General features: G+C 66.6%; 20 protein-coding genes. 10 read left to right on the forward strand and 10 right to left on the reverse strand.

The window, feature by feature from the left end:
- The first annotated feature begins 54 nt into the window (after window positions 1-54).
- From HF684_RS12935 to HF684_RS12950, 4 genes are all read left to right on the forward strand, one after another.
- Window positions 55-1,737 carry an amidohydrolase gene (locus tag HF684_RS12935; RefSeq protein ID WP_169252793.1) on the forward strand — a complete coding sequence of 561 codons (1,683 nt, stop codon included), beginning with the start codon at window positions 55-57 and terminating at the stop codon, window positions 1,735-1,737.
- A 10-nt stretch (window positions 1,738-1,747) separates the two neighbouring features.
- On the forward strand, window positions 1,748-3,103 hold the full coding sequence (locus HF684_RS12940) for an amino acid permease (protein ID WP_169252794.1): 1,356 nt from the start codon (window positions 1,748-1,750) through the stop codon (window positions 3,101-3,103).
- Window positions 3,104-3,329: 226 nt separating this feature from the next.
- Entirely contained in the window at window positions 3,330-3,677 is a 348-nt protein-coding gene (locus HF684_RS12945; protein WP_169252795.1) for a PadR family transcriptional regulator, read from the forward strand.
- Window positions 3,674-4,645 (forward strand): hypothetical protein, encoded by a 972-nt coding sequence (locus HF684_RS12950; protein WP_169252796.1) that lies wholly within the window; start codon window positions 3,674-3,676, stop codon window positions 4,643-4,645. Before HF684_RS12945 ends, HF684_RS12950 begins: the two co-directional genes overlap by 4 nt.
- A 76-nt stretch (window positions 4,646-4,721) precedes the next feature.
- Here the strand turns inward: HF684_RS12950 and HF684_RS12955 are convergent, their stop codons facing one another.
- The 6 genes from HF684_RS12955 to HF684_RS12980 all read right to left on the reverse strand — a co-directional run bounded on the left by HF684_RS12955 (window position 4,722) and on the right by HF684_RS12980 (window position 12,254).
- Complete coding sequence (locus tag HF684_RS12955; protein ID WP_169252797.1) at window positions 4,722-5,999, reverse strand: methyltransferase; 1,278 nt, start codon at window positions 5,997-5,999, stop codon at window positions 4,722-4,724.
- A gap of 53 nt (window positions 6,000-6,052) precedes the next feature.
- Entirely contained in the window at window positions 6,053-6,334 is a 282-nt protein-coding gene (locus HF684_RS12960) for an HPr family phosphocarrier protein (RefSeq protein WP_169252798.1), read from the reverse strand.
- Between the two features lie 121 nt (window positions 6,335-6,455).
- Window positions 6,456-8,126 carry a phosphoenolpyruvate--protein phosphotransferase gene (gene ptsP, locus HF684_RS12965; RefSeq protein ID WP_169252799.1) on the reverse strand — a complete coding sequence of 557 codons (1,671 nt, stop codon included), beginning with the start codon at window positions 8,124-8,126 and terminating at the stop codon, window positions 6,456-6,458.
- Window positions 8,127-8,164: 38 nt separating this feature from the next.
- Window positions 8,165-10,207 carry a fructose-specific PTS transporter subunit EIIC gene (locus HF684_RS12970; RefSeq protein ID WP_169252800.1) on the reverse strand — a complete coding sequence of 681 codons (2,043 nt, stop codon included), beginning with the start codon at window positions 10,205-10,207 and terminating at the stop codon, window positions 8,165-8,167.
- Entirely contained in the window at window positions 10,204-11,463 is a 1,260-nt protein-coding gene (locus HF684_RS12975; protein ID WP_169252801.1) for a PfkB family carbohydrate kinase, read from the reverse strand. Before HF684_RS12975 ends, HF684_RS12970 begins: the two co-directional genes overlap by 4 nt.
- Entirely contained in the window at window positions 11,460-12,254 is a 795-nt protein-coding gene (locus HF684_RS12980; protein WP_169252802.1) for a DeoR/GlpR family DNA-binding transcription regulator, read from the reverse strand. The genes HF684_RS12975 and HF684_RS12980 overlap by 4 nt, the downstream gene beginning before the upstream one ends.
- Before the next feature lie 297 nt (window positions 12,255-12,551).
- On the opposite strand from HF684_RS12980, the gene HF684_RS12985 reads away from it, so the two are divergent.
- Window positions 12,552-12,962: a universal stress protein gene (locus HF684_RS12985; protein WP_025778682.1), complete on the forward strand. Its 411-nt coding sequence runs from the start codon at window positions 12,552-12,554 to the stop codon at window positions 12,960-12,962.
- Here the strand turns inward: HF684_RS12985 and HF684_RS12990 are convergent.
- A complete protein-coding gene (locus tag HF684_RS12990; RefSeq protein WP_169252803.1) occupies window positions 12,934-13,908 on the reverse strand; it encodes a helix-turn-helix domain-containing protein in 975 nt (324 codons plus the stop codon). The two genes, HF684_RS12985 and HF684_RS12990, sit on opposite strands and share 29 nt — an antisense overlap.
- 81 nt (window positions 13,909-13,989) lie before the next feature.
- Between HF684_RS12990 and HF684_RS12995 the strand changes: the two genes are divergently transcribed.
- Window positions 13,990-15,306 (forward strand): amino acid permease, encoded by a 1,317-nt coding sequence (locus HF684_RS12995; RefSeq protein ID WP_169252804.1) that lies wholly within the window; start codon window positions 13,990-13,992, stop codon window positions 15,304-15,306.
- Between the two features lie 6 nt (window positions 15,307-15,312).
- On the opposite strand, the gene HF684_RS13000 is transcribed toward HF684_RS12995, so the two are convergent.
- From HF684_RS13000 to sucC, 3 genes are all read right to left on the reverse strand, one after another.
- Window positions 15,313-16,392: a beta-eliminating lyase-related protein gene (locus HF684_RS13000; RefSeq protein ID WP_169253922.1), complete on the reverse strand. Its 1,080-nt coding sequence runs from the start codon at window positions 16,390-16,392 to the stop codon at window positions 15,313-15,315.
- Window positions 16,393-16,795: 403 nt separating this feature from the next.
- Window positions 16,796-17,692, reverse strand: coding sequence for a succinate--CoA ligase subunit alpha (gene sucD / locus HF684_RS13005; RefSeq protein WP_169252805.1), 897 nt, complete (start codon window positions 17,690-17,692; stop codon window positions 16,796-16,798).
- An 18-nt stretch (window positions 17,693-17,710) separates the two neighbouring features.
- Complete coding sequence (sucC, locus tag HF684_RS13010) at window positions 17,711-18,880, reverse strand: ADP-forming succinate--CoA ligase subunit beta (RefSeq protein ID WP_169252806.1); 1,170 nt, start codon at window positions 18,878-18,880, stop codon at window positions 17,711-17,713.
- Between the two features lie 197 nt (window positions 18,881-19,077).
- Here sucC and HF684_RS13015 point away from each other — a divergent pair, with 197 nt between their 5' ends.
- From HF684_RS13015 to HF684_RS13030, 4 genes are all read left to right on the forward strand, one after another.
- On the forward strand, window positions 19,078-19,572 hold the full coding sequence (locus HF684_RS13015) for a MarR family transcriptional regulator (protein WP_025778695.1): 495 nt from the start codon (window positions 19,078-19,080) through the stop codon (window positions 19,570-19,572).
- 3 nt (window positions 19,573-19,575) lie between these two features.
- Window positions 19,576-20,265, forward strand: a complete 690-nt coding sequence (locus HF684_RS13020; protein ID WP_169252807.1) for a GNAT family protein — start codon at window positions 19,576-19,578, stop codon at window positions 20,263-20,265.
- A 190-nt stretch (window positions 20,266-20,455) separates the two neighbouring features.
- Complete coding sequence (locus HF684_RS13025; protein WP_169252808.1) at window positions 20,456-21,166, forward strand: hypothetical protein; 711 nt, start codon at window positions 20,456-20,458, stop codon at window positions 21,164-21,166.
- A gap of 149 nt (window positions 21,167-21,315) precedes the next feature.
- Window positions 21,316-22,623, forward strand: a complete 1,308-nt coding sequence (locus tag HF684_RS13030) for an FAD-dependent monooxygenase (RefSeq protein ID WP_169252809.1) — start codon at window positions 21,316-21,318, stop codon at window positions 22,621-22,623.
- The last annotated feature ends 3 nt before the right edge of the window (window positions 22,624-22,626 follow it).

The following is a 22,626-nucleotide window of genomic DNA, read 5'->3' on the forward strand; positions in this document are numbered from 1 at the left end:
TCGTATTCGGCAGTGGACCAGAGATCACACGCAGAGAAGCGGGGACGAACCGAATTGGCATCGACGCATTTCCATAACGGCACCATCTGGCTCGGGGCCGGACGAGAGCCCGCTGACGCACTGCTGGTCCACGACGGTGTCATCATCGCGATCGGATCCGCCGAGGTGGCCCGACAGCTGAGCACTCCCCCATCGTCTCCGTCGCTCGCCGACCCACACGAGCCTGTGGCCGGCGAGTCAGTCGATATCGAAACGGTCGACCTTCGCGGCGGCTTCCTCATGCCGTCCTTCGCCGATGGTCATGCCCATCCCATCTTCGGCGGGCTCGAAGCCGAAGGTCCGCAGGTGCGCTCGTGCGCCAGCGTCGCCGAGATCATCGCCGAAGTGCGACGCTTCGCCGAGGCCAACCCTGACCTCGAATGGATCACCGGCGCCTCCTACGACGGCAGCCTCGTCGACGGCGGGCTCTTCGACGCCCGCTGGCTCGACGAGGCCGTGTCCGATCGTCCCGTCGTGCTGCGCGCCTGGGACTACCACACGGTATGGTGCAATTCTCGCGCCCTCGAACTCGCCGGCATCACCGCGAGCACGCCCGAACCCGAACTCGGTGAGATCCCCCGTCGAGGTGACAGTTCACCTCTGGGAACACTGCGGGAATGGGGAGCCGTCGACCTCGTCGATGCCGTCCGCCCGCCGCTGGACGAGTCGATGCGCCTGCGCTCCCTCGAACGGGCGGCCGACTACTATCTGCAGCGCGGAGTCACGTGGGTCCAGGATGCATGGGTCGAGCCAGCCGATGTCGAAACCTACATTGCGGCTGCCAGGCAGGGGCGGCTGACGATCCGATTCAATCTCGCCTTCTATGCCGACCCTCGCCGCTTCGCCGAGCAGCTGCCGGCGATGATCGAGGCGCGACTACGCGTGGACGAACTCGCCGATCAGATGCTCACTGCCCAGACGGTGAAGTTCTTCGCCGACGGCGTCGTCGAGAACGAGACCGGAGCGCTGCTCGAACCGTACTGCTCCTCCCTGCACAGCCACGGTCTGCGGGTGTGGGAGGCAGACACTCTCGCGGAGGCGGTTCGTGCCGTCGACGCCGCTGGCTTCCAAGTTCACATCCATGCTATCGGCGACGCCGCCGTCCGGCAGGCCCTTGACGCCATCGAGTCCACCATCGCCGCCAACGGGCCACGCGACCGACGGCCGGTCATCGCCCACGCTCAACTCGTCGAATCGGCTGATCTCGACCGGTTCGCAGACCTTGGGGTCATCGCCAATATGCAGCCTTTGTGGGCACAACTCGATGACCTCATGACTGTGCTCACGGTCCCCCGCCTCGGCGAGGATCGGGCCCGGCAGCAGTACCGCATGAGAACGATCCTCGACAGCGGCGGGCACCTGTCCTTCGGCTCGGACTGGCCGTGCACCTCTGGCACACCCGTCGAAGGGCTGGCAATCGGCACCAGCCGGCAGAACGAGGCGGGAGAACCATACGGCGGATGGATTCCGGAGGAGATCGTCGACGTCGACCGTGCTCTCGATTCCTACTCGGCGGCCGTGGCTCACCAGGCCTTCGCCGACGCCTCCCCCGAACCGTGGGGAGCCATTCAGGTCGGAGCGAGCGCCGATCTCATTCGATTCGACCTCGATCCGCGTGACCTGACCCCGCGCGAACTGGCACTGCTGCCGGTCCGCACCACCTACCTCGGCGGCACTGCCGTGTATTCGAGGGCCTGAAAGGACCATCATGCCCCAACACACAACCGACCACCGAACGGACGGCCAAGGTCAACTCAAACGAGCACTCGGAGTCCCCTCCCTGGTGTTCTTCGGACTCGTCTACATGGTGCCGCTCACGGTTTTCACGACCTACGGCATCGTCACCCAGGTCACCGGAGGCCGAGTTCCCCTCGCCTATGTCATCACGCTGCTTGCGATGGTATTCACCGCCAGATCGTACGCGAAGATGGCAGCCGAACTTCCATTCGCGGGATCCGCCTACACCTATACGCAGAAGAGCTTCGGGGCGGGTATCGGCTTTGTCGCCGGGTGGGCACTGCTGCTCGACTACCTGTTCCTGCCGATGATCAACTACCTCGTCATCGGCATCTACCTCTCGGCCGCATTCCCGATGATCCCGGCATGGATCTTCGTCGTCACCGCAATCGCCCTCGTCACTGTCCTCAACATCATCGGCATCGTGTCCGTAGCAAGGGCGAATGTCGTCATCATCGCCGCCCAGACAATCTTCATCTTCACCTTCGCAGGGCTCGGGATTGCGTCGATGACCGGGACGGGAACTGTCGATCTCGCAGCGCCGTTCACCGGCGACGGAACCGCCGATGGCTTCGGCAATGTGATGGCCGGTGCGGCCATCTTGTGCCTGTCTTTCCTCGGATTCGACGCCGTGTCGACGCTGTCGGAAGAGGCGAAAGACGCAAAGCGCACTGTACCTCGTGCAATCATCATCGCCACCGTCACCGGCGGACTCATCTACATCGCCCTGTCCTTCCTCGCTCAACTCGCCTACCCATCGAACGATTTCACCGACGTCGACTCCGGCGCGCTCGACGTCATGGCGGCCGCAGGTGGCCAGTTCCTGACAATCTTCTTCACCGCCGCCTACGTCGCCGGCGCCTGTGGCTCGGCTCTGACTTCGCAGGCCTCGGTTTCCCGCATCCTGTATGCCATGGGACGCGACGGAGTCTTGCCCAAGTCGTTCTTCGGTCGCCTTTCTCCTCGATTCCACACCCCGGTTCTCGCCACGCTCGCGGTCGGATTGGTGTCTCTGCTCGCCCTTGCCGTCGATCTCGGCTTCATCTCGGAGATGGTCAGCTTCGGCGCGCTCATCGCGTTCTCTGCAGTCAACCTCTCCGTCATCAAGCACTTCGTCATCGATGGGAAGAGGCGCGGAGGCGCCGCAGTCTTCAGCTTCATCGTGCTGCCGGGAATCGGCTTCTGCCTCACGCTGTGGCTGTGGACGAGCCTCTCGCCCCGGACTCTGCTGATCGGTGCGATCTGGCTGCTCATCGGCATCGCCTATCTCGCCGTCGTCACCCGCGGGTTCCGGCGCTCGACGCCGATGCTCGATCTGACGGAATAGCGATCACTGAGGCCCTGCTCCGCCGATGGAGCGCCGGCCCTCACCGCCGTCGCCGTGCTCAGTTCAATGACTGCAGCACTCACTCTCCACCCCTCCGGTCAATAGCGAAGTGCGGCGCACGGACACATCAGATCCGCGCTCGGCGCACTGTCGGCCCGATGCTTCTGCCACATTCCTCATACCCCGCCTCTTGTAATAGTGTGTGACACACACTATCGTGTGATGCATGAACGAGGATGAAGACAAGGCTCTGGCCACCCACGAACAGGAGCTGCGACGCGGCACCGTGGTCTTCGCCAGCCTCGTCGCCTGTCGACGGCCGCAGTACGGCTACTCGCTGCTGACGACGCTGACCGAAGCCGGCATCGCCACCGAAGCCAACACCCTCTACCCCCTGCTGCGGCGGCTCGAGAAGCAGGGGCTGCTCACATCGGTTTGGAATACCGAACAAGCCCGCCCCCGCAAGTACTACACACTCACCGACAGCGGCGCCGAAGTCGCCGCCGCACTGCACAGCCACTGGCTCGAACTCGACTCCAGCATCACCAAGCTCTGGAAGGACGGCACACCATGAGTGCGCTCACCGAAATCTACGTCGACAACGTCACCCGCCACCTCCCCGAAGAGTCCCGCCCGGACATCGCCGCCGAGATCACCGCCACGATCGACGACATGGTCGACGCCCGCCTCGGCGAGGATGCGGACACGTCCCCGGACCACACTGCCGCCATCGAACGCGAGGTCCTCGAAGAGCTCGGCGATCCCGTCGCGCTGTCGCGGGAGTACTCGAACTCACCACAGCACTTCATCGGCCCGAAATCGTACCCGCTCTTCCTCTGGAGCCTGCGCTGGATCCTGCCGGCCGTCGGCCTGCTGGCCATTCTCACGAATGTCGTGGTCACTCTCGCCACCTCCCCCGACGTCCAGATCGGCGAACTGATCGGCAAGACCGTCGGCAGCACCGTCACCGCGCTGCTGACCGCCTTCGCCGTCATCACGATCATCATCGGCCTCGGCGACCGTAGTTCGGACGGCGGCGCAGCCGAGGCGATGCGCAAACGGAAGTCGGGCACATGGACGATCGATGACCTCGACCGACGTGACTCCCACAGCAAGCAGATCCGCGCCGAGGCGGGGCTCGGGCTGGTCTTCATCGTCGCCCTGGCAGCCATCCCATTCATCCCCACGACTCTGCTCTACGTCGGCCACCTCAACGATGGGGAGACGTTCGTCAACCCCGACCTCGGCGTCGGCTGGCTGCTCGGCTACTGGGCCTTCCTCGCGCTCATGGCCGCAGTCGAGATCATCAAGTTCACGACCGCCTCGGCGAAACCGTCCGTGGCCATCATCGGCGGGATCGTCGATGTCGCCATGGCCGTCTTCCTCACCATCGCGCTGCTGACTCAGCCGGTCCTCCACCCCGAGCTCACGAACACCGCGAACGCCGACATCCAGCAGATCATCACGGTCATCGCGATCTGGATCATCACCGTCTGGGATCAGGTGAGCACCTGGCGGATCTATCGCCGCAATCGTCGGTGACGTTGTGCGATCGGGACGGCCACCTGCCGTCCCGGTCGCACACCAGCCGTCCCGGTCGCACAGTTACCGAGAGGTCTCAGTCGCGGCGGCTGGCGATGACCGTGAACTTCTTGTTCCGGGCCAGCTGCCGACTCGGTCCGATGATCGATTCGAGGCGCTCCCGGTAGCGCAGGTGCGAATTGAACACCGTGAGCGCCTGCCCGCCCGGAGCCAGATGCTCGGCGGCCGTGGCCATGAGCGCCGCGGCCGTCTCTGTCTCGATGGCCGTTCCCTGATGGAACGGCGGATTGAGCAGGATGACATCGAATTCGCCTAAGTTCGCGAGCGCCGGTTCTCCCGGATCTGCGGCGTCACCGAGGATGATGTCGACGTCGACTCCGTTCGCCTCCGTTGTGGCCCTCGCCGAGGCGACCGCCGCCTTCGACACATCGACGCCGAGTCCCGTATTCGCCCCCGAGGCCCGAATGGCCGCGGTGAGCAGCCAGCCGTTGCCGCAGCCGAGGTCGAGCACAGATTCCGGCGCCCCACCTGGGAGCAGTCCCAGCAGTGAGTCGATGAGCAGCTCCGAGCCCTCATCGCTCTTCGTCCCGGAGAAGCAGGCCCCATGTGCGCGGACTTCGAGCTCACCGACACCGCGATGGGTGATCACTCCGCGGCGTGGGAATTCCGGCAGGCTCGGAGAGGACAGGGGGCGGCTGCCGATGATCATCCGGTGCTTGCCGACCCCGGGCGAGACATCGACCCGACCGAAGCCGCGGGCAAGTTCCTTGTTGACGCCGCGGCTCATCGCATCGCTGCGGCCGATGACGATGATGGTGCTCGCCAACGGCTGCAGCACCGCGATCGTCTCGGTGAGCGCATTCACCGCCTTCGGAGCGTTGACGACTGCCCACGTCTCCCCCACCGCGAGTTCGGCCAGTCCCGCGATCTCATTGAGCTCGCTCACCGCCAGTACGGGGGCCGCTTCGGCACCGGCCTCTCCGGCGACTCCCGCGGATTCGCCGGCTCCGGCCAGGGACTCGACCGCTGCGGCCAAAGTCCGTGCCTCGTCGAGCCGGTCGTTGTATGTGCATACCTGGGTCAGACGGCTGAGCAGGGTCGCCTGCAGACCGTGCGCATCATCGACGAGGATGAGGTTCTCGGGGACCTCGGCTGAGAGTTCGGCGGCGACGAAGGTGCCTTCGGTGTCCCGGCCCGAGACGTCGAGGACTCCGAGGCGGCGACCGATGACGTAGTCGATGAGCATGCGCGCCTGCGGCAGACCGGGCACATCGCTGAGCTGAGGGAATACCGCCAGCAGATCCCGGCTGCGGTGGGCGGCGGCGGAGTCAGAGGGCAGCAGGGAGGCGGGCATTCGCTCAGTCTAGACTGAGCGGACCGGTTGCCGCCTCCTCGCTTGCGTGCCGCTCAGCCTTCGGCGTCGTGATCGGTCTCGATGAGCTGCTTGAGGTTGGCGAGCGCCTCGTCGGCTCCGTCACCTTCGGTACGCAGAACGACCTTCTGACCGTATTCCGCGCCGAGGCCCATGAGGGAGAGCACGCTGGCCGCGTCGAGGGCGTCCTCGGCAGGTTCGCCCTCCAGGGCGATGGTGATCTCGAGGTCATAGTCTGCGGCGGCTTCGGCCAGCAGAGCTGCTGGACGGGCGTGCAGGCCGACGGTGCTTCCGACTGTTGCGATGGTCTCTGCCATTTTCTGTCCTTCCTTGTCAGTCCGACCGTGGTTCGGCCGGACCGGTGGTTCGGCATGTCCTGTGGGTAGTGTCTGTGGTGGTGCTGAGTATGTCACGGGGTCACTCGCCCGACGGCCGGACTCACAATCCGAGTTCGTCGAGGATCGGCAGTTCGGCTCGGACCGCGGCCTTCGCATCGCTGGCGCTGCGAGCCGCGAGTGCACGGCGGGCGATCTGCTGCGCCTGGTCGAGGGTGACACCGGACAGCACCTCGGCGACAGCCGGCAGGGCCCGCGGTGCCATGGACAGGCTGGTGACTCCGAGGCCGACGAGCACGACGGCCAACGCCGGATCGGCCGCGGCCTCACCGCACACGCCCACCGACTTCTCCGCCACAGCACCTTGGGCGGCGGCCATGCCGATGAGCTGCAGGACTGCCGGCTGCCACGAGTCGCTGAGTTCGGCCAGACCGCCGAGCATGCGGTCGGAGGCCATGACGTACTGGGTCAGATCGTTCGTGCCGATGGACGCGAACTCGACTTCCTGGAGGATCGTGGCCGCCTGGAGCGCTGCCGCGGGAACCTCGACCATGACACCGGCGGTGGGGAGTCCTGCCGCACGAACGAGGTCTGCGAACTGTCGGGCCTCCTCGGCGGTGGCGATCATCGGAGCCATGACGTGGACGGTCACCGCATGCCTTGAGGCGGCGAGCGCGATCGCCTCGAGCTGACGTTCGAGGACGCCCTGAGCCCGGCGACTGGTCCGGAATCCGCGTACGCCCAGGGCCGGGTTCGGTTCATCGGCGTCGGTGAGGAACGGCAGAGGTTTGTCGGCTCCGGCGTCGAGGGTGCGCACGACGACCTTGTGATCGTCGAAGGCCGCGAACACCTGCCCATAGGCCTCGGCCTGCTCTTCGATGCTGGGTTCGGTGTCACGGTCGAGGAAGCAGAACTCGGTGCGCAGCAGACCGACGCCTTCGGCACCGGCGGCTGCCGCAGACTGTGCCTGAGCGCCGTCGCCGACATTCGCACGCAGTGGAATCCGGGTGCCGTCGCTCAGGAGACAGGGTCCGGTGAAGGACTGCAGCCGGCCGGCCGTCTCCGTCCATGACTCGACGAGGCCGGTCTCCGTCGCTCCGGGTTCGGTGCGCAGGATGCCGGCGCCGCCGTCGACGAAGACGGGGGTGTGGTCGGTGATCTCGCGGACACCGGCGGCCGCGACCACTGCGGGTATGCCCATCGACCGGGCGAGGATGGCCGTGTGGCTCTGCGGTCCGCCCTCTGCGCAGACGAGTCCGACCACCAGCTCCGGGTCGAGAGTCGCGGTGTCGGCGGGAGCGAGATCGGCGGCGATGAGCACGAAGGGCTCGACCGAATGCGGAATGCCCGGGGCCGGCACTCCGCGCAGATGGGCGACGAGGCGGGCACGGACATCGAGGACGTCGGCCGCGCGTTCGGCCATATAGCCGCCGAGCTTCTCCAGCTGCGCAGCGGTCTCGGCGGCCACCGTCCAGATCGCGGTCTCCGCATCGGTCTCGGACAGGCGTTTGATCGCCGTCTTCACCAAGGCAGGGTCCTTGGCCATGAGTGCCGTGGCTTTGAGCACGTCACGGGCATCTCCCGTGACGGACTCCGCGCGCTCACGCAGTTCGGCGTGGACGGCGGCCGAGGCCTCTCGGATCCTGTTCGCCTCCGCCTCGGGATCGGCCGGGGCGGGCTTCGCCACGGGTGCGGACACGGGGTCGGGCATGGTCAGCGCCGGGGCGATGACCCGTCCGGGTACGACTCCGATGCCTGAGAACTCTGCGGACATCCCCATTCCTTCCTGTCTTGCCTCTTCGGTGAGAGCGTTCAGACTCGTGTGGCGTCAGCGTTCGACGATACCGGTTCGGCCGGCTTCGCCTCGTCGGGGCCAGACGCTCCGCCCCTGCGGACGAGGATCTTGAGCGCGAGCACCAGCACGGCGCTGATGATCGTGCCGACGACGATGGAGACCAGGAACAGCAGGAACGAGTCGATGGCGAAGAAGACGAAGACTCCGCCGTGCGGGGCTTGGCTGGTGACGGAGAAGGCCATCGTCATGCCGCCCGTGACGCCGGCGCCGACGACCGACGCGGGGATCACGCGCAGTGGATCGGAGGCGGCGAAGGGAATCGCGCCTTCGGAGATGAACGCGGCGCCGAGCAGCCAGGCGGCCTTTCCGTTCTCCTTCTCCGCCTGAGAGAAGATGCGCGGGCGCACGGCGGTGGCCAGCGCCATGGCCAGGGGCGGAACCATTCCGGCGGCCATCACCGTGGCCATGATCTCCCACGGCACGGGGTTGTCGACGGAGCCGGCGGCGAGACCGGCGACCGCGAACGAGTAGGCGACCTTGTTGACGGGTCCGCCCAGATCGACGGCCATCATCGCGCCGAGGATGAGCCCGAGGACGACGGCGGCGGTTCCGGTCATCGAGCTCAGCCAGGAGTCGAGGCCCGTGGTCAGGGCACTGATCGGTCCACCGAGGACCATGAACATCAGGCCGGAAGAGACGAGGGAGGCCACCAGAGGGATGATGACGACGGGCATGAGCCCGCGCAGCCACCTCGGTGCGGCGAAGGAGCCGATCCAGTGGGCGATATAGCCGGCGAGCAGTCCGCCGATGATGCCGCCGATGAAGCCGGCGCCCATGAGCACGGCGACGGCGCCGACGGTGAAGCCGGGAGCGATTCCGGGACGGTCGGCGATGCCGTAGGCGATGTATCCGGCCAGAGCGGCGACGAGGAAGCTCATCGACAAGTTGCCGATCTGGAAGGCCACGGCGCCCAGGTAGGCGCCGACGGGTCCGAGCGCCAGGTCACCGTATTCGGTGGGGAGGTTCCACAGGGAGTTGCCGAGCACGATGTCCTCGGCGTAGTCGGGGATGTCGAATCCGCCGAGGAGGAACCCCAGGGCCATGAGCAGACCACCGGCGGCGACGAAGGGGATCATATAGCTGACACCGGTCAGCAGCACGCGCTTGAGGTGAGCGCCGACGCTTTCACGGGAGCCGGACTGCGCGTCGGCAGAGTCGTCGGCGGCGTGAGCGGTCGTGAGCCGGTGGCCGTTCGGGGCGTCCGCCTCGGCGAGGGCCTTGCGAACAAGGCCCTGAGGATCATCGATTCCGGCCTTGACCGGCGCCTGCACATAGGGTTTGCCGGCGAACCGAGCCTTGTCGCGGACGTCGACATCGACGGCGAAGACGACGGCATCGGCGGCATCGATGACGGACTGGTCGATCGGGGTCGTGCCGCTCGATCCCTGGGTCTCGGTGACGACGTCGATGCCCATCTCGGACCCGGCCTGGGCAAGGGCGTCGGCAGCCATATAGGTGTGGGCGATTCCCGTCGGGCAGGCGGTGACGGCGATGACCCGGCGGGGGTGGTCCGCCTCGGTGGTGGTCGTCTGCTCTTCGGGCGTCTCACGCATGCCGAGGGCGGTTTCGACGAGGTCGACGATCTCCTGCGCGGTCGCGGCGGCGCGCAGGGAGGCGACGAAGTCCTTCTTCACCAGCGACCGAGCGAGTGTCGACAGGAGTTTGAGGTGGTCTTTCCCGGCACCCTCGGGGGCGGCGATCATGAACACGAGGTCCGCGGGGCCGTCCTTGGCACCGAAGTCGACCGGCGGATTCAGCCGGGCCATTGCGAGGCTGGGCTCGGTGACCGCCTCGGTGCGGGCATGGGGGATGGCGATGCCGCCGGGCACACCTGTCGGGGTCTTCTCTTCGCGGGCGATCGCCGCGGCCGCGAGTCCGTCTGCGGAGTTCGCACGCCCCTGTTCGGCGATCGCGGCGGCCAGAGCGCGGATGACAGCGGACGACTCCGTCCCCTGATCCGCGTCGAGGATCACCAGTTCTGTTGTGATGAGCGATGTCATCGTGCCTCCTCGGCGTCGGGGGCTGTGCCCTCATGTCGATGGGAAGATGCGTCGGCGGGGATGCCTGCCGGTGCTGTGGGCTTGCCCGCAGGTGCTGCTGCGGATGCCGTCAGCGGCATGACAGTCACCGCGTCGATCCGGGCATCCTCCGGGCTCGGCACTCCGGTGCCGCGCAGGCGGGCGGCCGCGGCTCCATAGGCGACCGCCTGTGCCAGGGCCGCACCGGGTTCGCAACCGCCGGTCAGTCCCAGCAGGTACCCGGCCAGAGTGGAGTCACCTGCGCCCACGGTGCTCACGACGTCCATCGGCGGATGCTGAGCATGCCATGCAGTCCCCGGCTGAGCGAGAACCGCACCGCCGGCACCCAGGGTCGCAAGGATCGATCGTGGGTGGGGGCCGCGCGCCGTGAGCAGGGTCGCTGCGGCGCGGGCCGTGAGCTGCGGTGAGGATTCCAGCCGGTCGGCGATCGCGTGCAGGTCTGCGGTATTGAGCGGTTCTGTGGTCCCGAGAGGTTGGGCCGCGTCGCGACAGCCGACGGGTTGGTGCGGCTCGGCCGAGTTGCTCGGATCGGATACTCCGCTGTCGCCGTGCGCCCGGGCATCGTCGTTGAATCCCGCGCCGTGGAGGAGTCCGGCATCGCGCTGGAGCCCTGCGGCGTTGAGGAGCCCTGCGGCGTGGAGGAGCTCGGCGAGCTCTTCGGCATTCGGTTTGATGAGATCCGGTGAGGCCAGCAGGGCCGCAGCCAGAGGAGCGCCGGAAGTGTCGACGGCGATCAGCGGCGGCTGAGGAAGCTGCCGGATGCGCTCGATGGCGCGGGCGTAGAAGTCATCGTCGACTCCCGGCGGCAGCGAACCGGCCAGGACGACCCAGCTCGCGTCGGCGGCCTGATCGGCCACGAGGTCGAGCAGTGCGTTCTGGGTCTGCAGGCTCATAGGCGAGCCTGGTTCGTTGATCTTCGTCGTCGTGCCGTCGGGTTCGGTGACGGTGATATTGGACCGCAGCGGAGTGCCGGTGGGAACCGAGCGATGGGCCAGTCCGATCGCGTCGAGGCCGGTGAGCACCGGGTCGTCGTTGTCTCCGGGCAGGAGCGCCAAGGTGTCACGGTCGGCGGCCGCCACGGCGCGGGAGACGTTGACTCCCTTGCCCCCGGGCTGCTGTCCGGCCCAGACGGCGCGCTGCACCTGGCCGCGGTGGACCGGCCCGGACAGCTCGATGGTCCGGTCGAGGCTCGGGTTGGCTGTGAGGGTGAGGATCATGGAGTGACGACCTCGACTTCCGCGGTCTCCAGATGGGCTGCCAACGGCTCTTCCGGCGCGTCGTCGGTGATGAGGACGTCGATCTGGTCGAGTTCGGCGAACCGCACCAGGGAGACGGCGTCGAACTTCGCGGAGTCGGCGAGTACGGCGACCCTGCGTCCGCAATGCACGAACGCCGATTTCGTCGCCGCCTCATCGTGGTCGGGCGTGGAGACGCCGTCGTGACTGAGACCGTTGGTCCCGAGCACCGCGAGATCGACTCGGTGGCCTTCGATGGCCGTGATCGTCTGCGGTCCGACCATGGCCCGAGTGACCGGGCGGAATCGGCCCGGCAGGACGAAGATCTCGACGCCGGGAGCACCGGCCAGACTGTCGATGGCGGACAGGGAGTTGGTGATCACGCGCAGCTGTCGTGGGGACTGTCCAGCGGATTGGCGGGCGGTGGCTTCGTCTGCGATCGCCCGGGCGAGGGCCGCGCAGGTCGTGCCGCCGTCCAGGGAGATGCTCATCGTCTCCTCCAGCAGGCTCAGTCCGGACCGGGCGATCGCGGTCTTCTCATCGAGGTTGTGGATCTCACGGTCGCCGAAGGTCGGCTCTTCGAGGCTGTGGGGACGGCACGGCACGGCTCCCCCGTGGACGCGTTGGAGGGCTCCGGCCTTTTCCAGTGCGGCGAGGTCGCGTCGGACGGTTTCGGTGGTGATGTCGAAATCGGCGGCCAGATCGGTGACATTGACCCGGCCTGCTTCGCTGACCAGCTCAGCGATGCGTCGTTGCCGTTCTTCAGCGAACACGTCCGGCCCTTTCCTACTCGCGGCTCATCGCCGTTCGGGCGAATAACCACGTGGCTATCTGTTGGTTTGACTGATCGTAGGACTCTATTCACGTGCTGTCAATCACGTACCAACATATACCCAATTATTCCAACATTTCGTTCATGCAGACGAAGCAGAGTAGCGTCGGCGAGGGGATCGGCAGTCGGCGGATCAGCTGCGGAGCCCCTCCCTGCGGAGTGAACAGCCACCCGTCCGAACAGGGCGGATATGCTAGTAGTTGAGAGAGCTTCGTCCAATGTCGCACCAGGAGAGATCATGACAATCCTCGTCGGTTATTCCCCCTCGCCCGAAGGCAAGGCCGCTGTCGAATTCGGCATCGAGCAGGCCCGCGCATTCGACGACGTCCTCGTCGTGCTCAATGCCGGAATCGGTGAGACCCCCGACGAACGCGGCGTCGCCACCAGCAAAGACATCGAGGAGCTCAAGGAGACTCTGAAGTCCTCCGAGGTCTCCCACGAGATCCTTCAGTTCCTCCGCGGCAACGATCCCGTCGAAGAGCTGCTGGCGCTGGCCGAGGCGACCTCCGACACCCGCATGATCGTCATCGGATCACGCCGCCGCTCCCCCGTCGGCAAGCTCATCATGGGCTCGACTGCTCAGCGCATAATCCTCGACTCCGATGTCCCCGTCGTCTCCGTCAAGGTCGACCGACGGAAGAAGAAGTAGCCGCGGCGAAGGACTCCCGATACTGCGAGGGGCTCGTCCCGACCGAGCGGCGGAAGTGCTCACGCAGTTGGGTCGCCGACGAATAGCCGACCTTCCGCCCGATCGCCTCGATCGACAGATCGCTGACCTCGAGCAGCTCCTGCGCTGCGCGGATCCTCTCCTGGGTGATCCACTGCAGCGGTGTCGTTCCGAGCTCCTGCTGGAACCGCCTGCCCAGCTGCCGTACGGACACGTTCGCGTGCCGGGCCAGGGCGGGTGCGTCGATGTCCTCGCCGAGGCGGCTCGCCGCCCACTCGAGCGTGGCCGAGAGCCCCTGATCGGCGGCTGCGGGAACCGGCCGCTCGACGAACTGCAGCTGGTTTCCGCTGCGGGCCGGTGCGACGACCATCCTCCGCGCGATCAATCGCGCCGTCGTCGCTCCGATCTCGCGTCGGACGATGTGCAGACAGGCGTCGATCGCCGCAGCGGTGCCCGCGGCCGTGACGATCTGCCCGGCATCGGTGAATAGGTTGGCCTCGACGACGTCGATGCGTGGGAAATCCCGTGCCAATTGGTCGGCGAACAGCCAGTGGGTGCTCGCCTGACTCCCATCGAGGAGACCCGCACCGGCGAGAAGGAAGGCACCGCTGCACAGTGAGACGATCACAGCTCCCTCCGCATGGGCACGGCGGAGGGCCGCCCGTTCCGCCTCGGTGCCGGTGTGGGGCAGGCTGGCGCTGACGATGACGACGTCGGCTCCGCTCAGGCCCTCGAGACCGTGCGTGGATTCGATCCTCACTGCGGAGACGTGCTTGGTCTCCAACCAGCGCGGTCCGCCCTCCGAGCAGACGCGGAAGTCGATCGGCGGTGACCCGACTTCCGTGCGGTCGATCCCGAAGACCTCGGCCGTGACGCCGAATTCGAAGAGGGAGAGTCCGTCTCTGATGAGCACTGCTGCGGTGAACATCGTCCCATTATGACCGAAAACCGGTGAGACGTGTCGTTTAAGACACTCGTGGTTCTCTGCGATCGACGGTTGAGTGGAGTCATGACTTCACCACGCACCTCTTCGACCTCGGTCGCAGCATCACAATCGTCCGCGCCGAGGCCCCCCGACGGGCACTCGACGGGGTGGGCCAGGATCTGGTCACTCGGACCGGGAGTCGCCGCAGGTCTGTCATCCGTCGTCGGAGCCGGACTCATCGCGGTGCCGGCCGCTGTCCTTCATGAGTCCGGAGCCGCGGCCGCTCTCACCTGGATCATCGCGGCGCTCGTCTGCCTGCCCATGCTCATGCTCTTCCGCGACACCGTCATCGTCTCCGGGCACAGCGCCGATCCTCTTCGCGAGACGATCAGGACCGGGCTGGGGCGTCGTCCCGCGGCGATGGTCCCCCTCATGTTCTCGATGGTCGTAGTCGTCGGACTGCCCTCAGGGTCCGTGATGGCGGCGCGGAACCTCACGGCCATCTTGGCCATCGACGTTCCCGAGATCGCGATCGCCGCCGTGCTCATGGCCTTCGCCGTCATCGTCAATCTGCGCGGCCGGTCGCTGGGCAGCACTGTCGAGCGCGTCGGCGCGGTGGTCCTCGTCATCGCCATCGTCGCGGTCGTCGCCTGGTCTCTGCTGCACCCGAGCAGAACGCCCGACGTCGTCCCCGACATACCCGAGCTGGCTCTCGTCCCTGCCGGGGCGCTCATCGCGTTCTGGGCTTTCATCGGCTTCGAGAATCTCACCTTCCTCGCCCGTGAGCTGCCGGATCCACGGCGTGACTTCGCCCCGGTGGCGATCATCTCGCTGGTCCTTCTGCTGGTCCTCGTCCTCACCCTCACCGTGGCCGTTCAGGCGCAGTCGAGCCAGGTCGATCCGGTCACCGGGATCGTCGACGCTCTGCGGTCAACGCCGTGGGGAGGAGTTGCCGCAAGCGTCCTGGCCGCCATGGGGATCCTGGCGATCACGCTCAATGCCGTGGCCTGGACCAGGGGCGTGGCCACCATCGTCGCTGTGGCGGCGACGGAGCGGATTCTGCCCCGGTCCTTGGCCGTCGAATCCGGTGCGACGCCGCGTCGGGCCACCTTGGTCCTCAGCGTCGGATTCACGGTGTCGCTGGTGATTCTCCTGGTGAAGCCGGATCTCGTCGTCGACATGATCGGTGCGGCCAGCGGTGTCTTCGTCATCATCTACATCATGTGCATCCTCGCCTACGTCCGCACCGCAGGACTGCGGGTGTGGAGTGCAGCCAATCTCGCGCTCATCCCGCTCATGGCGTGGTCGCTCATCGCATCGGGGCCCCGCGCGATCTTTCCCGTCGCGGTCTTCCTCGTCGCAGGTGCGGTCACGCTCGCCCGGGCCCGAAGCCGAGCGTGAGGTCCTTCAGTCCCCGACAATGGCGGCAACGAGGGCGTCGACGTCCTCGGTCGTCGTATCGAACGCGCACATGAGGCGGACGATGTCCCTCTCCAAGGGCCAGTCCGCGAAGGCGAACGTCTGCCGGGCCCGCGCGGCCACCTCGGCGGGCATCCGGACGAACACGACGTTCGACTCGACCTTCTGCACGATCTCGAGCCCGGGGACACGGCCGCGCTCGGCCGCCTCGGCGAGTCTGTGGGCGAGGTGCTGCGCCATCGTGTTCGACCGGGTGGCGGAGTTGCGCCACAGGTCGCCCTCGTACAGCGCGTTGAGCTGAGCGGAGAGGAAGCGCATCTTCGAGGCCAGCTGCAGGTTCATCTTGCGCAGGAAGCGCATTCCGTGGCCGATGTCGGGGTTCAGAATGACGACCGATTCGGCACCGAGCAGGCCGTTCTTCGTTCCGCCGAGGCTGAGGATGTCGACTCCGACCGAAGTCGTGATGTCACCGAGGCCGACGCCGAGGTGGGCGGCGGCATTGCCGAGTCGGGACCCGTCGACGTGGAGGATCATGTCGTTCTCGTGCGCGGTGGCCGCGATCGCCGCGATCTCCTCCGGGGTGTAGGTCGTGCCCCATTCGGTGGACTGGGAGATGCTTACGGCCAGCGGCTGCGCATTGTGTTCGTGGCCACGGCCGATGATCGCCCCCGTGATGGTCTCGGGGGTGAGTTTGCCGTTCTCGGTGGCGGCACCGACGATCTTGAGCCCGCCGACCTTCTCCGGGGCTCCGGTTTCGTCGTAGTTGATATGCGCCGAGGCGGCCGTGATCACCGCGGCCCAGCGCGGCAGCGCCGACTGCAGGGCGAGGACATTGGCGCCGGTGCCGTTGAAGACGGGGAACGCTTGGGCCTCGGGCCCGAAGTGGTGGGCCATGATGTCGTGGAAACGCTGCGTCCACGGGTCGCCGCCGTAGCCGGGTGTGTGGCCGACGTTGGCCTCGGCGATGGCGGTGATGACTTCGGGGTGGACTCCGGCCCAGTTGTCGGAGCCGAAGTTGCGCGGGTGCGCGGCCGGTCTGGTGTCGACGGGCGGGGCGGCGGTGCCGATGTCGGGGAGAGTGTCCGCGGGGTTCGTCGACGGCGTTGTCTGATCAGGTGTCTGGGAGTTCACGATCTCAGACTAGTACGTGCCGCGCGAGGTGTGCAGTGCGGTCCGCGCGCGGCGACTTGTCCGGAGTGGAGTCACCGGCGGCACGCTCCTCTGCATACACCCGCTGGTTCAACGTGCGTGCGCAGGGCATGTGTGCTCTGCGCCCGCACGTTGAACCAGCTGTTGCGCACCGCCACAATCGGCGCAGTTCATCCTCCGCAGACAGCAGCTGGCTCAAAGTGCAGGAGCAGAGCATTTATGCCGTGCGCCTGCACTTTGAGCCAGCTGGTATGCACTGAGGGCGAGCCAGCCGGTCGAAATCGGCTGGCCCGCCCTCAGCAGCGGTTGTGTCTCACGCGACTCAGGCGAGGAGTCCGCGCATGAGCTCGGCGGTCTCGGTCGGGGTCTTGCCGACCTTGACGCCTGCGGCTTCGAGGGCTTCCTTCTTGGCCTGAGCGGTTCCCGAGGAGCCGGAGACGATGGCGCCGGCGTGGCCCATGGTCTTGCCCTCGGGAGCGGTGAAGCCTGCGACGTAGCCGACGACCGGCTTCGTCACGTTCTCCTTGATGAAGGCGGCGGCGCGCTCTTCGGCGTCTCCGCCGATTTCGCCGATCATGACGATGGCTTCGGTCTCAGGATCGGCCTCGAAGGCTTCGAGCGCATCGATGTGCGTGGTGCCGATGACCGGGTCTCCGCCGATGCCGATGGCGGTCGAGAAGCCGAGGTCACGCAGCTCGTACATCATCTGGTAGGTCAGGGTGCCGGACTTCGAGACGAGGCCCAGCTTGCCCTTCTTCGTGATGTTGGCCGGGATGATGCCGGCCAGCGACTCACCGGGGGTGATGATGCCCGGGCAGTTTGGTCCGATGATGCGGGTGGCGTTTCCGGCCGCCTGCGCACGGGCCCAGACCTCTGCCGAGTCCTGCACGGGGATGCCCTCGGTGATGATGACGAGCAGACCGATCTTCGCGTCGATGGCCTCGATCGCGGCGTCCTTGGAGAACGCCGGGGGCACGAAGGCCACGGACACGTCAGCGCCGGTGGCTTCCATCGCCTCGGCGACGGACCCGAACACGGGGAGTTCGACCTCGTTGCCAGCCTGGTCGTTGTGCTTGACGGTGGTGCCGGCCTTGCGGGCGTTGACACCGCCGACGACGTTCGACCCGGCGGCGAGCATACGAGCGGTGTGCTTCGAGCCCTCTCCGCCGGTGATGCCCTGGACGATGATCTTCGAATCGGAATTCAGGAAGATAGACATTGTTGTAAAGACCTTTCCTTACTTGGCAGCAGCCAGTTCGGCGGCCTTGTCGGCTCCACCGTCCATCGTGTCAGTGAGCGTGACGAGCGGGTGCGCTGCCTTCTGCAGGATGGCGCGTCCCTCTTCCACGTTGTTGCCGTCGAGGCGGACGACGAGCGGCTTGGTGGCCTGGTCGCCGAGAATCTCGAGGGCCTTGACGATGCCGTCGGCCACAGCGTCACAGGCGGTGATTCCGCCGAAGACGTTGACGAAGACGGACTTCACCTGATCATCGCCGAGGATGACGTCGAGTCCGTTGGCCATGACCTCAGCCGAGGCGCCGCCTCCGATGTCGAGGAAGTTCGCGGGCTTGACGCCGCTGTGGTTCTCACCTGCGTAGGCGACGACGTCGAGGGTCGACATGACCAGTCCTGCGCCGTTGCCGATGATTCCGACCTCACCGTCGAGCTTGACGTAGTTGAGGTCGAGCTTCTTGGCCTTGAGTTCCAGCGGGTTCTCTGCGCTGATGTCGCGCAGCTCCTCGTGCTCCTTGTGGCGGAAGTCGGCGTTGTCATCGAGCGAGACCTTGCCGTCGAGGGCGATGATGTCACCGGCACCGGTCTTGACCAGCGGGTTGACCTCGACGAGGGTGGCGTCTTCCTTTTCGAAGACGGTCCACAGGCTGGTCAGCACGGGGGCGATCTTCGCGGCGGTGTCGGCGTCGAAGCCGGCCGCCTCGGCGATCTCTGCTGCCTTGGCATCGTTGATGCCGTCGATGGCGGAGACGGGGATCTTGGCGAGCGCTTCCGGACGTTCCACGGCCAGCTGCTCGATCTCCATGCCGCCTTCCTTCGAGCACATGGCCAGGTAGGTGCGGTTGGACCGGTCGAGGAGGACGGAGAAGTAGTACTCCTCAGCGATGTCGGCACCTTCGGCGATCATCACCTTTTCGGTGATGTGGCCCTTGATGTCGAGTCCCAGGATGTCCTTGGCGCGGGCCTCGGCCTCATCGGGGTTCTTGGCGACCTTGACGCCGCCGGCTTTTCCACGGCCGCCGATCTTGACCTGTGACTTGACGACGACGACTCCGCCGCCAAGATCCTCGGCTGCCTTCTTCGCTGCTTCTGGCGTCGTCGCGACCTGGGCCTTGAGCACGGGCACTCCGTGCTTCTCGAACAGGTCACGTGCTTGATACTCGAAAAGATCCACGTGTATTCCTTCGTTTCTGCTGCCGGGTGGTTGGCCCCTGCAGGTTCGTTGACGGATGCAACAACCAAGGACAACCATATTCCCAAACGCACCCGTCCATCCAAACCTGCAGGTTAAACGGACCCTGAGAGTAAGGAATCTCTCGTCAAAAAGTATCTTTGCTCTCAAGATTCTTGATATGGACGTAAAATCGATTCATGGACGAAGTGGATCGAATAGTCGCAGCCTGGCGACGTGAGCGTCCGGATCTCGACGTCTCCCCGATGGAGATCCTCTCCCGCGTCTCGCGTCTGGCCAGACAGTTGGACCTGGCACGGAAGTCGAGCTTCTCCGACTACGGAATCGAGGGCTGGGCCTTCGACGTGCTCTCCGCCCTCCGTCGAGCCGGTGAGCCCTATCAGCTCTCCCCCTCGACTCTGTTGCAGGAGACACTCGTCACGAGCGGCACCATGACCAATCGCATCGACCGGCTCGTCGCCCGCGGTTGGGTCGAACGCCGCCCCGATCCCGGCGATCGGCGCGGAGTGCTCGTCCACCTCACCGAGAGCGGCCGTGCCACCGTCGATTCCGCCCTGGCCGATCTGCTGGTGAAGGAGCGAGAGATCCTCAGCGGACTCACCCCCGCCGGCAGCCGCAAACTCGCCGGACTTCTGCGCGAGCTGTCCACCGGATTCGACGGCAGCGAGGATTGAGCCATGCACGACGACCTCACGAATTTCCCGGGCGCACAGCCGCCTCGGCGAGAACCCGTCCACGGTCGATATGTCGACCTCGAGCCCATCGATCCGACCGTCCACGGCGATGCGCTCTTCTCTGCGGTCTCGGCACCCGACGGCATCGAGGAGCGATTCCGATACCTGCCGCAGACACCGCAGACCGAACGCAGCGATTTCGATTCCTGGATCGACGAGGCGGCCACCTCGTCCGATCCCCTCTTCTTCGCCGTTGTGGACCGATCCACCGGTCGGGCCGAGGGCCGGCAGGCGCTCATGCGCATCGACGCAGTCAACGGCGTCATGGAAATCGGGCACATCCTCTGGGGCCCGGGGCTGGCCCGGACGCGGGCGGCCACCGAGGCGCTCTTCCTCTGCGCCGATCTCGCCTTCGCCTCCGGCTACCGTCGATTCGAGTGGAAATGCGATGACGCGAACGCTCCGTCGAAGATGGCCGCCGAACGCTTCGGGTTCACCTTCGAAGGGGTGTTCCGGCAGCACCTCGTGTACAAGGGCCGCAACCGCGACACCGCATGGTTCTCGATCATCGACAGCGAGTGGCCGGCCCTGCGATCGGCATATGACAAGTGGCTCGACGAAGCGAACTTCGATGCCGGAGGTGCCCAGCGGCAGAGCCTGCGCGAACTCATCGCCGCAGCACGCCGCGGCTGAGTCGGCAGGGCTGGACGGCGCGGCCGGACTTCAGGTCTGTGGCGTCAGGACCCAGCCTCGCGCTCCGGCGCAGCAGCCTCGCGCCCGCGCCGCTTTCGCCGCCTCGCCGCGCGTCCACCTCGGCGCGGGCCCTCGCGCACATTAGGCTGGAAGCAATATCACTTGGACGCTGACGACACCTCGAGGAACCATGCGACTTCGCCCCCTTGCCCTGCTGTCCGCCGCTGCGCTTGCCGCCACGACGACGGCCTGCGTGGCGACACCCAACGAGACCCGGCCCCAGCCGCGCCCCTCGGTGAGCAAGGAAGAAGTCACCCCGATCGAGACGCCGGACGATGCGCCGAAGGTGTCCATCGTCGACTCCTCGCCGGGTGGGGCGAAGGACACCGACCCGCTGTGGCAGGGCCTCGCCGAGGCGGCCGAGAAGGACACCGAGGCCTACCTCAAGGTCTACGTGCACACCGGCAACCCCGAGGTCCCCGATTCCGGCGAGACGACAGTGACTGCCGACAGCCCCGACAGCGTCAGCGTCACCGTCGATGCGAAGAACGTCGATGACGAGGCGTCCCCGTTCCTGCTCATCCACGGCACCTTCGAGGTCGAAGAGATCGGCAACTCGGCGTACACGCTGACAACCGTCGATGACGAGGACATCCCCGAGCTCGACCCGAGGGGCCCGGACGACGAGAAGCGCTGCACCGCCGATGACGCTCAGGACCGCATCGGGCTGGCCGCCGATGACCTCGCCGAGGATCCCGGCCGTCGCGAAGAATTCCGGCAGCAGTGGGGCGGCTCGCCTCGCGTGTGGTGGGGCATCCAGAAGACCGCCATCAGCCTCGGAGAAGAGGGCGGAGTCGCCGGCGACTTCCTCACCGAAGCCTGCGGAGAGTTCCTCCAGTAAACTCGGGGCTCCGCCTCGCCTCGGTACGAGTCAAGTGGTGGCAGATTGCCATTCTGAGGCCGGTTTTGGGCAATCTGCGCACACTTGACGCGTACCAATGATCAGCCGGCGGCGTCACCACCCACCGCCCTGCATGCGACGATGACTCTATGAGAATCGCTGTCATCGGAGCTGGAATCGGCGGGCTCTCGGCGGCCGTGGGACTGCAGAGAGCCGGCGCCGAGGTCACCGTGTTCGAACGTGCCCCCGAGGTGCGAGCCGGCGGTTCGGGGCTGTCGATCTTCGCCAACGGTCTCGCCGCGCTGGAGACGCTCGGCCTGCGCGAAGCCTTCGACGCCGTGACCGACTCCAGTGTCGAAGGCTTCGCTGCAGGTCAGCGCCGCGCCGATGGACGCTGGATCGTGCAGGTGCCCGACGAGGCCGTCGGTGCGCTGCGCATCGTCGACCGTGCCGACCTCCACCGCATCCTCCTCGATGCTTTGGCTCCTGGGACTGTGCGCACCGACGCCGAGGTGGCCTCGGCAGCATTCGATGGGACGCTGACTGTCACACCCGAATCCTCGCACCTCGATGCACCTGCACGTTTCGACCTCGTGATCGGCGCCGACGGTCTGCACAGCCGGATCCGCACCGTCGTCGACGGTGAACCGGTGGCACCGCGGTACTCCGGATATTCGGCGTGGCGGGGCATCACCTCGGTGCCGGTGGCGCTGTCCGGCGAGGCCGGGGAATCGGTCGGGCGCGGACGCCGCTTCGGCATCGCCCCGCTGGCCGACGGCCGTGTCTACTGGTTCGCGGTGGCGAACATGCCCGAGAACGCGATCTCCGCCGACGAGAAGGCCACCGCGCTGCAGATGTTCACCGGCTGGCACTCCCCCATCGCCGAGCTCATCGCCGCCACCGACGCCGAGGCGGTCCGCCGCACCGCGATCTCCGACCTCTCCCGCCGGCTGGCCAGGTTCCACCGCGGCCGCGTCGTGCTGCTCGGGGATGCCGCACATGCGATGACACCGAACCTCGGCCAAGGCGGAGGCCAGGCTCTCGAAGATGCGGCGACGCTCACTGTCCTGCTCACCCCGCTGCTCGGGGAGTCTCCGGGATCTGGGGCGAGCCGGCTCGGACGAGCTGAAGAGCAAGCGGCCACAGGTGCGGGCACTCGCGCCGGCGTGAACCCGGACCACAGTGCGCGCACTCGCAACGGTGAGGAACCGGACCACAGTGCGAGCCCGAGCGTCTCAATACCGCCAGACCTCGCTGCAGCACTGGGCCGCTATGACTCCCTGCGCCGCCCGCGGACGCAGTCGATCGCACAGAAGTCCCGCCTCATGGGGCAGATGTTCCAACTCGAATCGCCGCTGCTGGCGAGGCTGCGCAATGCGATCTTCTCAGCGATTCCCTCACGACTCATCGCCGCTCAGGCTGCGAGCGTCCAGAAATGGTCGCCGCCGCAGGTGTGATGC

Source organism: Brevibacterium sp. 'Marine' (assembly GCF_012844365.1).
GTDB lineage: Bacteria > Actinomycetota > Actinomycetes > Actinomycetales > Brevibacteriaceae > Brevibacterium.